Raw genomic sequence first — 13,285 nt, 5'->3', positions numbered from 1 at the left:
CGCGCAGCCTCACCTATTGGCGCGCTTGCTGCCATTGCGCAAAGGTTGCACCATCGGGGTAAGACAGCTGCGTTCCGCGTGCCGTCACCGAATATGCTGCATAGGCATTAGCCTGACGGAGCGCTTGTTTGAGGCTGTCGCCGCGCGCATAACAGTGCGCAAAACACCCAATAAAGGCATCCCCGGCGCCGCTGGTATCAACAGCATCCACCGACACCGATTCGACGAAGATCTGATCAACGTCGCACCCATTTTCGGAGCGGCTCAGGCACATCACACCGCGTTTGCCCATAGTCACGATGACATGTCGACAACCCCGATCAAGAAGTGTCGTGGCGGCAGCGCGTACCTCATCGTCGGTTTCCACAGGCATGGATGTCAGCAGTGCCAATTCTGTTTCATTGGGCACCAAGAATTCACATTTTGATAGCCGTTCCACGTCAAGGGCAGCATTGGCAGGTGCTGGGTTAAGCAGGACCGGCACACCCAGTTCGTAGCCAAGATCAATGGCCGCATGAGTGGTATCCATGTCGATTTCCAGTTGAAGGACAAGGAGTCGGCACTCCGCAATGGCCGGTGCCGCCTGACGAAGATCCTCAGGCTTGAGACCCGCATTTGCCCCTTTAACGATAATGATGCTGTTATGCGCCTCAGGGTCGACAAATATCGGGGCAACGCCTGAGGTCCCGGGCACCTGTTTCACATAGTCTGTCGAGATGCCATTTGCCTTGTAATTGTCCAGGGTCATTGTTGCGAATGCGTCATCGCCTACGCAGGTGACCATCAGCACCTCAGAGCCGAGGCGTGCGGCAGCAACCGCTTGGTTCGAGCCTTTACCGCCGCAACCAATCGCAAAATCAGGTGCTTCAATTGTTTCGCCTTCAACAGGCATACGCGTGATATACGTGATGAGATCAACGTTATTTGATCCGACGACTGCAATATCCATAGATGCCACGCTCCCTTGCTGCGTTTCTGTTGGTACTCAAAGCGCCATCGCCTCGTACCCCATCACACTAACGCAACCGATTGCATTGCGCTGCAAGTCGACGATCGCATGTCGGATGGAGGCGATCGCAACTGCCGTGAAGTGACGCATGGGATGATGCGATCACGTATTTTCCTACTTGCTCAGCCAAGGCCCATCGAATACGGCGGTACGGTGGCACCTGCGATAGAGAAACTCTAGGCTTTACCTACGGGATACTTCGTGAGGCGAATGAAACATGTACTACTCAACGACTTACCTGTCTCCTCTGGGAGAACTCACACTTGGTAGTGATGGGGACCGACTCATTGGGCTGTGGTTAAAAGGCCAAAAACATTTCGGCGCCGCAGTACTGAAAGAACTTAGCCCAAACGATAATCTTCCGATCTTTTCCATTACACAAGAATGGCTAGAGCGCTACTTCGCTCACGAAAAACCTCATCCGTCTGAATTGCCGCTGCACCTCATCGGGACAGAGTTTCGACAACGGATATGGAGGCGTCTATGCCAGATACCCTATGGCTCAGTCATCACCTACGGGGCACTTGCCCGCGCAGTGGCATCCCAGAGTGGACGAATATCTATGTCCAGCCAGGCTGTAGGCGGCGCAGTGGCACATAATCCCATTTCCATCATTATCCCGTGTCACCGAGTTGTGGGGGCCAACGGCAGCCTTACTGGATACGCTGGCGGAATCGAAACGAAAATGCGCCTGTTGGCACATGAAGGTGCCGATCTGTCAGACCTCCATGTGCCTACAAAAGGTACAGCCCTTTGAACCCCTCGTGTTCACCATATTTACCAGCACCGGGAGGGGTCTGTTCTTAACGCAGAGCCTCCATGGCGCGCACCCCGTCAAGGACAGGAAGGTACGGAAGCGGCGAAATGCCTCGGTCAATGACGTAGCTTGTCAGCTGGTCACGTACCACAGCCACCAGATCTTCACTTTGCCACGGTTTGGCAATGTAATGATCCAGACCTGCCTGGTTGAGCGCCCGGATCGTGTCATCCTGATCTGCTTGACCGGTGACCAATACAGTGCGCACACCCTCAAAACGAGGATCCCCAGCAAGCTCAACAAGGAAATCGACACCGCTGCGGCCCGGCAAGCGATGATCTGACAGGACGAGCGCTAATTCGTCGCCATCGGCGAGCACCGACTCTAGGGCTGCCCACGCGTCATCAACATCTTCGGCTGTTTCCAAACGGATATGCGACCAGAAGGCTTCCAAATCGCGTTCTAGGGCGTCTCGCACCTCGGCTTCGTCTTCCAAAGACAGTATTGTCAAAGTCATCGTTGCACCTCCTGAGTCATTGATACCTCACCTGGACCTTTTTCGCCATTACTTTGAGACATGTAATTCTTTGCCAACACCTGATCTCCTTCAGTTCCCGAGGGCGGGGATCGACACCCGTATGCGCGTATCCCCAGGTGAAGAACAGATCGTCATCGACCCACCGATATCAGCGACAATCGAACGCGAAATCGACATCCCCATTCCCAAGCCGTAACGCACACGTCCAGCTTTTGTGGTGAAATGCGGTTCAAAAATTTTGTCAAGTAATTCTGTGGGGATACCGGGGCCATTGTCGTGTATCTCAACCACAACGTTATTCCCGACGGGCAAAACACTCGCCGTGATGGCTGGCGCATGGTCGCCTCTGGCTGGTCTGGGCAATGAAGCATCACCGGAGGCTTCGTCGGCACGCGTGCGCACATCTTCTGCTTCATCGTCCAAGGCCTCAGCAGCATTGACCAGCAGATTCGTCCACACCTGCTGCAATTTACCTGGATGAGCGCGCACAAGCGGCACATCAGCATAATCGCATTCAACTTCAATACCTCGCAGGCGATGTTTCGTCAGACGCAACACGTCATCGAGGCCTTCGCGTACATCCACCGGCCGCATCTCGTCAGCGTCAGGGCGCGCATAACCTTTCAGGGACTGCGTCAATTCAATGACTCGCTCCCCTGCTGCCAGCGCGGCGCGTAGAGAAGAGCCTGCCCGCGCCCCAGATTCAATGGCAGCAAGACGGTCCGCATTCTTTCCTTTAGCATAGTCCGCTGCCTGACGCGGATCGACGATACCGGCACGCACGAGGCGCCTGGCCAATTGTCGATCCCCCACGATCGGTACGAGGTCAGCTACCTGTTGACGTTCCACTGATGTCGAACGCGGCGTCGCCTCCAAGGCCGCCACCAGCGCCTGGCGCGAGGCCTCCAGCTGCGGTGAGGCTTCCAAGAGCGCTTTAATATCTTCCGCGAGGTGCTCGGCAGAACGGACCAGGGCGGTGACCGGGTTGTTGAGTTCGTGGGCAATACCCGCCGATAGTTCACCAAGCATCGCAAAACGTGTGCGTTCAACTAGCTCTTCGCGCGTGGCTTCAAGGGCAGCAAGGGTTTTGGCTAGCTGTACCCGCTCTTTTTCCAGATCTTCAGCAAGGGTCGCATTTTCGAGGTGCAGGTCCTCGGCGCGCATCAGGCGACGGGTCAGGGACTGGATCGTCAGCGCCGTCAATGTGCGTGACAGTTCAGGTTCTTCGTCAAGGGCCAGTTGCAACTGCTCATTGGTCAGTCGGACGACACGAGCCGGTGTGGTGGTGACGGAAGTGAAGAAGGCGTCCTCATTGCGTGCAAGCGACACCAGACCAATCAGAGGGCCGGAGGTGGCATGGTGTGCAAGTACTTCACCGCGCACAGAATCACGATGTAAACTCACGTGCCCCTCCAAAACCAGGTATACCGCCGACACTGGGCTGCCTTGACGGGTCAGTTCCGTTCCGGCAGGCACCACAAGGCGTGGCCTGCGGCCAATCACCCGTTCGACGCCTTCAAGGAGGTCGCGTACTACCTGTGTTTCAGATTTGTCGAGGCCTTCAAGCAGCGGACCTTGTACCGCCGTTTCTGGCGGTGGCCCAATCAGTTCAAGGATTTGTTCGGGGCTTCTGCCCTCTGCTTGCAGGTATTGGACCATCACCGAGTATGCCTGCCCCAGCAGTACCGGCACCGTCCATGGGCGCGTCACCACCGAGGCGAGTCGGCCCGACGACATGGCGACACTGAGGTCTGAGTGGGTCTCCTCAACGGTGACAACCAGCCACTTCGTGAACTCCAGTATTGGCAGTCCTGTGAGGCTTTCCAAAACCGGATCTATGTTACTGGTTGCGCTAGTGATCAGGCCGAGGACCACGTGATCGGCTGGCCCAAGGCTCGCATTGTAGTCGGCGATATCAGCGGCGTTGTCGATGTGGTCAAGGCAGAGATTTGGAAAGGCCTGAGCCATATCGCGAGTGAGTGCGCGGGCAATATCCTTCGAATCGTCACCAATGACGAGAACGTGGACAGCGCAGCCTGTCTTATGTCCGCCTCGTAGCGTGTAGGTCCGCCTCCATGCCTCTTCGGTGGCGCCGTTGGGGGTGGTAGAGGCATGCATTTACATCAGCCCCATGAGTTCCCAGGTCCAAGGGGCGAAGAAGGCCAGCAAGAGGACACCCACAACGCCGACAACAGTGCCAACGATTGCCATTTCCTTCGTGGGAGTTGTGCCCGTGGCGTAGGCGATGGCATTGGGTGGAGTGGAAATAGGCAGACACATACCCAACGAACAACCCAGGGCAAGGACAACCGCTGCCTCCATCGAGGAAGTGCCGATCGTCGTTGCCAAGCCAATGCCCATAGGCACAAGAAGGTTTGCCGAGGCGGAATGGGAAATGACGTTGGATACGACCCATCCGACAAGGGCAAGGACAAGGATGAGGAGTGCAGTGGGGACGGCACTCCATTGAATAGAGCCGATGAGCCAGACATCCAGGCCGGTGGCGCCAACGCCTGCGCCGAGTGCGATACCACCTGCCACTAGCCACAACACCGGCCAGTCAAGGGCCTTCACGTCGCCGCCATCCATGACGTTGAGGACGAGCAATGCAACGACCGGCAGGAAACCGACAGTGTTGGATGAGATGCCGTGGAGTGGTTCGGTCATCCACAGCGCCAAGGTAATGCCAGCCACGATGTAGAAAATCATCGGGTTACGGCCGGTTTCAAATTTTGCTGAGGTGTCAACAGTGAATTGTGCGTCCGCTGGAATGTATCGCCACACAATGAAGAACCAGGATACTGCCAGGGTAATGAGCATCATTGGCACTGCAGCAAGCATCCAGTCAAGGAACGACACTGTGATGCCGACATTTTCCAGTGCACCCAGAGCAATGGCATTAGGCGGGGTGCCTACAGGCGTACCCATACCTCCAACATTGGCGGCAACCGGGATTGACAGGGCGATACCGGTGCGTGCCTTCCCTTCGGGCAGAGCCATAATGACTGGCATCATGACGGCGAACATCGTGGCGGTTGTGGCCGTATTGGACATAAACATGCTCATGAGGGCGGTAATCAGCATGATGCCCATCAGTGTCATGCGGGGGCTGCCAAGAAAGGGACGAAGAAGCAGTGCTGAAAGCGCCCGGTCGACCTTGTATTTCGAAGCACCGTCAGCAAGCATAAAGCCACCGAGGAAAAGGATAATGACGGGGTTTGCCAAGGCTCCGAAGAAGGTGGTGGCTTTTGGTGCTTCTTCCGCAACCGGCAGGAGTGCTTGGTTGGAGATAAGGAGTACCTCAAGGAAGATCACCAGCACCGCGGTGGCAGCCAGGGGAATGGCTTCAGTGACCCACAGCATGATGGCCATAAGGAAGATGCCAAACATGCGCGTACCTGCCGCATCAAGGCCAGGTAGTTCGATAAATAGGCATGTGACCAGGGCTAGGACTGCGCCGATGCGTCCGATGAGTTTGGGCCAGGTGAGCCCTGTGATGCCAAGAGGACCCGCCCCCTTCTTTTGGTTACGGGTCGGCATATTTCTGCCGGAGACGTCAATCCTGGGGCGGCGAGTCGTTGCCATCAGAAGGTACCTCTGTCGTCAGTGAGTGGGATGCCTATGAGCGAATCTTACCTGTGAGACAGTCCACGATATGCGTTTCCAAGGTCCTATTCGCTGCATATACTTGCACATCGGGCCATGCGTTCTCGTGCGACGGCGATCGAGATGCCAAACGGTGATTAACCCGAACCTTAGGGACATAGCATCGCAGCACACTGCGGTATTGAGTGTTCTTATGGGGATTACTTGCACATGTGGCAAGTTTTTCGTCGTACAGTAGCCACTCAACACAGGGCACTTTTTCAGTACACCCACTTCATTCAACTTGACGCTTGAGTGCTTGCTCCCGTATTGTTACCAGGCACGCGCGAGTGGCGGAATAGGCAGACGCGCACGGTTCAGGTCCGTGTTCCAGTGATGGAGTGGGGGTTCAACTCCCCCCTCGCGCACCACACTCACCTCGGAGCCTTGTAGGTTCCGAGGTTTTTTGCTGCCGCAGCACATCTTGGCTGCATCCCACAACACTCGTTTTTCACTGCATCTTCGCATTTCATAGCGTTATCATGAATGTATGTCAATCCTTTAACATTCAGATTGAACGAATGGTCATTTTTCGCCTATCACTAACGATTAATAGTGATTTTTTGGCTCTATTTCAATGAAAAATGCGCATTTTCCCTTCATTGTATGAGGGCTATTCACACCTCCAGAAGAGTGCAATACTAGGCACAGGCGCCTCAACTTGTCAGATATCAGATGCCATAGGTGACATCGGAGAACAAATTGAGTACATACCCCTGTCCCAGACCCTCGCGACCCTTATTTTCAGTCCTTGGCATACTCGCACTAACGGTGACGAGTCTATCTACGCTGAGCATCGGCACCGCATACGCCAACGATCTTCCGACAGAGCCCCCCACTGTTGGCACCACTACTTCAGCCTCGCCCGACACCTCCACAGCTATCGACACTCCAGCCTCCCCAGCATCGACCGCCCCCGCAGCAGATGCTTCACCACCACATTCAGACACCGCAAGCACAGGAACAGGCAGCGCCTCAACCCCAGATACCCGTACGACTACTGCCGGAAATGACGTTGCTGCTGCAGGCGGCAGCGCGTCCTCTGGCTCGCCCAGCCCTGCGGCAAGCACAGAAAATCCCCCAGTTGCACAAAGCAATGCCCTCACGCTGACCCTTCGTCGCAGTGACGAGGCCGCCGATCCCACTCGTGCACATATTGGCGACCGCATTACCTTCACTGTGAGCTACACAAATAACACCTCCGCACCACTGACTGCCTACCCACGCACATCTAATCTCCGTGCCGCGGCAGTGGAAGGTTCCGTCGGAAACTGCCGGTGGGCAAATCTTGCTCCAGGAGCCACCAAAACCTGCGGGTCAGCGTGGATTGAAATTACCCCAGAACTGGCTGCAACTGGCACATTTATGCCGGAAATCGTCTTTGATGCCACCCGTGACCGTGCAGGCACAGACATTATCCAAGCAGGACTACGCGTCACCCTTGACGCACCCATCACACTGGTGAATACCCCTGCTCCGCCGCCAGAACTCGTTGAAGGCCGCGGCATCGTCCTAGCAACGCCCGGTGACGCAGGTTTTAGCTGTCACCGCATTCCCGCACTCACCACTGCACCTAATGGATGGCTACTGGCCGCCTGGGATGGGCGTCCAACGAACTGTGCTGACTCCCCTCAAGCAAATTCCATCGTTCAACGCATCTCGAAAGATGGAGGACGCACCTGGGAGCCAATACAGACCATTGCTGCAGGCAACACGGGAACGCCTCGACACGGATACTCAGACCCGTCCTACGTTGTCGACCGACAAACGGGCACCATCTTCCTCTTCTTTGTCAAGTCCTACGACGTGGGCCTGTGGCAATCAGCGGCAGGAGTGGATCCCTCGCAACGAAATGTCCTCCACGCTGCCGTTATGCACTCGACGAATAATGGTCAGACCTGGAGTGAGCCACAGGTCATTACCCAGGCTATTACCAACGATGTCAACACCTGGACCGCACGTTTTGCGGCCTCAGGTGAAGGTATTCAGAAACGCCATGCACCCCACGCTGGACGCCTGATTCAGCAGTACACCGTCAACGTTGGCGGCATTTTCAAAGCTGTATCTGTTTTCTCTGATGACCACGGTCAAACTTGGCAGGCCGGGCAGCCCTTTGGCGCTGGTATGGACGAAAATAAGGTCGTTGAACTTGCCGATGGACGTCTCATGGTCAATTCTCGGGCCTCATCCTATGGCGCTCCTGGCGTGAGTGCGCGCCGCGTCGCCATATCTGAAGACGGCGGCCAAAGCTATGGTGACGTGTATATTGACCACTCGTTGATTGACCCCAATAACAATGCGGCGATCATTCGCGCATTTCCCGAGGCCGACCCTGGTTCACTGAAATCCCACTTCCTTCTGTTTACGAATACAGCATCCACTTCGGGTCGTCAAAATGGCACTGTCAAACTGTCAATGGACGATGGCACAAGCTGGGCCAAGAGCAAGGTTTTCCGTACCGGTGGGATGCAATATTCCACGATCACACCCCTACCAACCGACACCGGCTCACTTGACTCAGGAACCTACGGCATCTTGTACGAACACCCCAGCAGCGGTATTTCCTTTATGAAAATCTCCCTGGACTGGCTCGGGGTACCCAAGGTTGCTGTTTCGGGTATAAGCCGCGACGTTGTCCGCGGCGGCAACTGGCTCACCTTCACCGTGACCAACACAGGTGCAAGCGCCTCGCCAGCAGGAACACTCACGCCGCAGCCAATACCTGGGTGGGAGTGGAATACCGCCTCCGTACCCGTCCCAGCATTGGAAGCAGGACAAAGCGCAGAGGTACTGGTCAAAGCTACGATCTCAAAGTACCAAAACGCTGCTTCTGTGCTGGTTAGCGGCACAGTTAGCCTTGAGGGCGACACAGAAAACTACACCGGCGGCTTCCGAGTGAATGCCACCTTGCAGCCCGGCCAGTTCGACGCCCACTGCAGCACCGACGTCACCCTTATTGCCCCTGAAACAATCCCTGCTGAAACCACCAATGAAAACGGGGCAGCGACAAATATGCTCAATGATGACCTTGGTAGTATTTGGCACACCCCCTGGGCGGGCCTTCCTTCACCTCTGCCATTGAGTTTCGATCTGTCGGTGCCCATGAGCAGCACGCTCGAGCAGTTGGAACTCATTGCACGTCCAAACGGTCTCAACGGTGTGATATCTTCTGCTGATATTGCCCTGGTGAGCGCAGGCGGCGTAGAAATCCTGGCCAGCAACGTCAATCCTGCTGATGGGCCTATTTCTCTGGCAGCTCTACACGGAAAGGTTGCCGATGGGCAGCGCGCGCACATTCGGGTGACGGTCAAGGCGACCCGAGGGGCGAATGCGGCAAATGAAAACCGTTTCGTTTCGTTGGCGAGGGCTTGCTTCCGCCTCGTTGATAATGCCCCCATCACTCACGACGAGATAAAGCCCGGAACACCTGCCGTGCAAATCCTTGACGCCAATGGGGCGCCGCTGGCTGTGTCAGTTCCACGTGGAACACAAGTGACCCTCGTTGCCCCTGCACCCCAAGGAGAATCAGTCGACTTCTGGGTCCATTCCGACCCGGTCAACGTTGGGCGAGGAGTTGGTACCTCCACCAATACCGCTCAGGTCAACTGGACTGTGCCAGAAGATTTTCCTCTTGGAGAACACCAGATTTTTGCGCGAGATGCAGGCAATAACGTCGTCGCATACCTACGTTTCAGTGTGACCGAGGCAGTGTCTCAACCAAGCGAGCCGACTGGCCCTTCCACCCCCGGGAACACGGGCAACACCTCCGGGAGCACAGGCAGCACCTCTGGGACCCACAGTCAGTCCCCATCAAAGGGTACGAAGGCTACGACCACTACACGTGCCTTGGCGCGCACGGGCACGCAGGCCTCCGCCATGTTGGCCGCAGGGGCAGCGCTCGCTGTAGTTGGCCTTAGCCTGGGTGCGACGCGCCGCCGCCGAGCCTAGCGCGCGCCTTAGCCCACAACAATCGGGCGACAAAATAAGCCCACAATGGCGGGTTGTCAGGATTTATCTTCTGACAACCCGCCATTGTTGGTAGGTGAGCTTTTTGTCTGTCTCCCGATTTTTCCCTGCAGAAAATATCTTTCGGTGCCGCTCCTGCGCCCAGTATCCACACTGTGATACACCAATTTTTGCCCAAAAATTACCGTTCTATTGACTCTCGCCTACCGAGGCGTCTTGCCGTAACCCTGCATTTTCGTCGCCTCCTGGCACTTTAGGCCGTTAATCCCAGGGCCAAGAGTCCCTAGTCACGGCATTAACAAACTTTTACCCTGTGGCTCTGTACCCATTAGGAGGCACCGTGCGAATCGGAGTACCCCAAGAAAGCGTCGACCAGCCCCTCGTCGCCGCAACCCCCGTCACCACCAAGGCATTGATCCGCCTCGGCTATGAGGTCTGTATCCAACGCGGCGCAGGCGAGCGCTCACACTTCCTTGACGCTGACTACGAAACGGCAGGCGCCCGCCTCGTCAATGAAACAGATGCGTGGGCCAGCGATATCGTCATCGCCCTCGATGCGCCCAGTGATGAACAGATCGCAATGATGCGCCCCGGCGCCTCGCTGATTACGCGTCTGGCACCAGCACGCAATGCTGAACTCCTGGACAAACTGCGCGCAGCCAATATCACTGCCCTTGCCCTGGACACTGTGCCGCGTATTTCCCGCGCGCAATCTATGGATGTCTTGTCATCTCAGGCCAATATTGCGGGCTATCGTGCCGTCATCGAAGCCGCCGCGCTTTTCGGACGCATGTTCACCGGCCAAATTACCGCTGCAGGCAAAATGCCGCCCGCAAAGGTTTACGTCATTGGTGCAGGCGTTGCGGGCCTTGCTGCCATTGGTACCGCAGCTGGTATGGGTGCACAAGTGTGGGCCTCCGACGTGCGACCCGAAGTTGCTGAACAGATAGCCTCCCTTGGTGCCACCCACGTGGCTCTCCCTACCGGCGAAGAAAAATCTTTAGACGGCTACGCAAAAGAACTCAGCCACGATATTGCCGCCGCCGCCAATGCGGTCCACGCCGCACAGGCAGCCCAGGCCGATATTGTCATCACCACCGCCTCAATCCCGGGCCGCACAGCGCCGATCCTCCTTGACGAGGCTGCCGTAGCCGGGATGAACGCAGGCTCCATTATCGTGGATATGGCGGCGGCAACCGGCGGTAACTGTGCGCTCACCGTACCCGGCGAAATCACCACCACTGCCAACGGTGTGCGCATCATTGGTCTGCCCGATCTGGCTGCTCTCCTGCCCACCCAGTCCTCTCAACTGTATGGACGCAACGTCGTCAGCCTCATCACACTGATGACACCCGACAAGGACGGGCAACTCACCCTTAATTTTGACGATGAAATCATCCGCAGCATCACCGTCACCTACGACGGTGGGATCCTGTGGCCACCACCACCTGTTCAGGTCAGTGCCCCCGTGGCCGAGCATCCTTCAGACAACAAAGGTGATGCCACACCTGTTGACACCGACGTGCGCAAAGAAGCCAGCGCGCAGGCACGCCAAACGCGTCGCATGTGGAGTTTCGTTGGTTTAGGTGCGGCAATCGCCGCCTTTTCGGGCCTTGTACTGGTAACGCCATCGGCAGCAACCAGCCACTACGTCGTGCTCATGTTGGCCATAATCCTTGGCTTCTACGTTATTTCGAATGTCACGCCAGCTCTACATACGCCACTGATGTCGGTCACGAATGCAATATCTGGCATTATCCTCATCGGTGCAATATCGCAGATTGGACATGAAAACCCGCTGATTGCAGGTGTCAGTTTTGTCGCAATCGTCTTGTCCACCATTAATATCGTCGGCGGTTTTGCGGTGACCCACCGTATGCTCGCCATGTTCACGAAGGACTGAGGCCGCCATGACGGAAATCCTCGCTCAGCCCGTTACCCTGTCCTATCTAGCCGCCGCCGCACTATTTGTGTTGGCCTGTTCTGGCCTGTCCAAACACCGCACAGCTGTTGCAGGTAATATCGCGGGTGCCCTTGGTATGGCAGTTGCCTGTGGCGCCGCAATCGCACTGGCTTTGGCTTCAGACCCCACCCACGGCATCGTGGCGACAGCGATCCTTATTGCCTTGGCCCTGTCCATTGGCGCAGTCATTGGTCTTGCCGCTGCCAAGCGCGTCGCCATGACTGGGATGCCGCAGCTTATTGCGATCCTTAACGGTCTGGTCGGTCTGGCAGCCGTACTAGTCAGCTACAACTCCTATATTGCCCCCGATGCATCCTCAGCTGCTCTTGGTCGCTTCCACTTGGGCGAAGTATTCCTTTCAGCCTTCGTTGGCGCGGTGACGTTCACCGGTTCGGTGGTTGCCGGAATGAAATTGGAAGGCCGTCTCCCAGGTCGCCCTCTCATGCTGCCTGGCCATAACTGGTGGAACCTTGGCGCGTTGGTTGCATCGGTTGTCCTTGGCGCAATCTTCGTGTCGGTGCCGGAAGGATCGTGGGCCTCGTGGCTGTGCCTCGTCGTGATGACGCTTATCGCCTGTGCTTTTGGGGTGCACCTTGTCCTTGCCATCGGTGGCGGCGATATGCCCGTGGTCGTGTCTATTATGAACTCTTATTCTGGGTGGGCGTCGGCCTTTACGGGGTTCCTCGTCAACAACGATCTGCTGATTATCACGGGCGCCTTGGTGGGTTCTTCAGGCGCCTACCTGTCTTACCTCATGTGTAAGGCAATGAACCGTTCCTTTATTTCGGTACTGTTGGGAGGCTTCGGCACTGACGCTACAACAGCTACTGCACCTGTGGGAGACGTTGACGGTGAAATCCGTGAGACATCACCTGGTCGCGTCGCGCGGATGCTGTCTGCCTCCAAGCGGGTCCTTATTGCGCCGGGCTACGGTATGGCCGTTGCCCAGGCTCAGTACCCTATCGCTTCCCTCGTTCAGCATCTGCGTAAGGCGGGTGTCGAGGTGGTTTTTGGGATTCACCCGGTGGCGGGCCGTCTACCTGGCCACATGAATGTCCTTCTTGCCGAGGCGAAAGTACCTTACGATATCGTGTTGGAAATGGACGAGGTGAACGACGATTTCGCTTCTGTCGACGTTGTGCTGGTCATTGGAGCCAACGACACAGTTAACCCTGCGGCTCAAGAACCTGGCTCACCTATTGCAGGTATGCCTGTGCTGCGCGTATGGGAAGCAGATAAGGTTGTCGTCTTTAAACGTTCTATGGCTGCAGGCTACGCCGGTGTCCAAAATCCCTTGTTCTTCAAGGAGAACACCACCATGCTCTTTGGCGATGCGAAAGATACCGTCGAAGCCATCGTCGCCAAGATGCCGTAGCAGCAAAATGGGCCTTCGCAGGTACCTCATTC

8 protein-coding genes and 1 tRNA gene are annotated in these 13,285 nt (G+C 56.4%); 5 read left to right on the top strand and 4 right to left on the bottom strand.

Going from position 1 to position 13,285, the window contains the following annotated elements; genetic code table 11:
• Positions 1-13 precede the first annotated feature (13 nt).
• The gene (gene rbsK / locus G438_RS0101255; protein ID WP_026459812.1) at positions 14-949 is read right to left on the bottom strand and encodes a ribokinase; all 936 of its coding nucleotides are present in this window, start codon (positions 947-949) and stop codon (positions 14-16) included.
• 277 nt (positions 950-1,226) lie between these two features.
• On the opposite strand from rbsK, the gene G438_RS0101245 reads away from it, so the two are divergent.
• Positions 1,227-1,766 (top strand): methylated-DNA--[protein]-cysteine S-methyltransferase, encoded by a 540-nt coding sequence (locus G438_RS0101245; protein WP_026459811.1) that lies wholly within the window; start codon positions 1,227-1,229, stop codon positions 1,764-1,766.
• Between the two features lie 46 nt (positions 1,767-1,812).
• Here G438_RS0101245 and G438_RS0101240 read toward each other — a convergent pair whose 3' ends face one another.
• The 3 genes from G438_RS0101240 to G438_RS0101225 all read right to left on the bottom strand — a co-directional run bounded on the left by G438_RS0101240 (position 1,813) and on the right by G438_RS0101225 (position 5,889).
• The gene (locus G438_RS0101240; protein ID WP_026459810.1) at positions 1,813-2,283 is read right to left on the bottom strand and encodes a response regulator; all 471 of its coding nucleotides are present in this window, start codon (positions 2,281-2,283) and stop codon (positions 1,813-1,815) included.
• Between the two features lie 90 nt (positions 2,284-2,373).
• Positions 2,374-4,422, bottom strand: a complete 2,049-nt coding sequence (locus G438_RS10200) for an ATP-binding protein (RefSeq protein ID WP_084402918.1) — start codon at positions 4,420-4,422, stop codon at positions 2,374-2,376.
• Positions 4,423-5,889 (bottom strand): SLC13 family permease, encoded by a 1,467-nt coding sequence (locus G438_RS0101225; RefSeq protein ID WP_026459809.1) that lies wholly within the window; start codon positions 5,887-5,889, stop codon positions 4,423-4,425. It lies immediately after the preceding gene.
• A 344-nt stretch (positions 5,890-6,233) separates the two neighbouring features.
• Between G438_RS0101225 and G438_RS0101220 the strand changes: the two genes are divergently transcribed.
• From G438_RS0101220 to G438_RS0101200, 4 genes are all read left to right on the top strand, one after another.
• Positions 6,234-6,320 (top strand) — tRNA-Leu (locus G438_RS0101220).
• A gap of 400 nt (positions 6,321-6,720) precedes the next feature.
• A complete protein-coding gene (locus G438_RS11810; protein ID WP_051259176.1) occupies positions 6,721-9,897 on the top strand; it encodes an exo-alpha-sialidase in 3,177 nt (1,058 codons plus the stop codon).
• Positions 9,898-10,255: 358 nt separating this feature from the next.
• A complete protein-coding gene (locus G438_RS0101205) occupies positions 10,256-11,818 on the top strand; it encodes a Re/Si-specific NAD(P)(+) transhydrogenase subunit alpha (RefSeq protein WP_026459808.1) in 1,563 nt (520 codons plus the stop codon).
• A gap of 7 nt (positions 11,819-11,825) precedes the next feature.
• Positions 11,826-13,253 carry an NAD(P)(+) transhydrogenase (Re/Si-specific) subunit beta gene (locus G438_RS0101200; RefSeq protein WP_026459807.1) on the top strand — a complete coding sequence of 476 codons (1,428 nt, stop codon included), beginning with the start codon at positions 11,826-11,828 and terminating at the stop codon, positions 13,251-13,253.
• Positions 13,254-13,285: the final 32 nt, after the last annotated feature.

It is taken from the genome of Schaalia suimastitidis DSM 15538 (genome assembly GCF_000429105.1).
GTDB lineage: Bacteria > Actinomycetota > Actinomycetes > Actinomycetales > Actinomycetaceae > Pauljensenia > Pauljensenia suimastitidis.
Note: the sequence above shows the minus strand (reverse complement) of the source record. Positions and strands in the feature narration are given on the sequence as shown.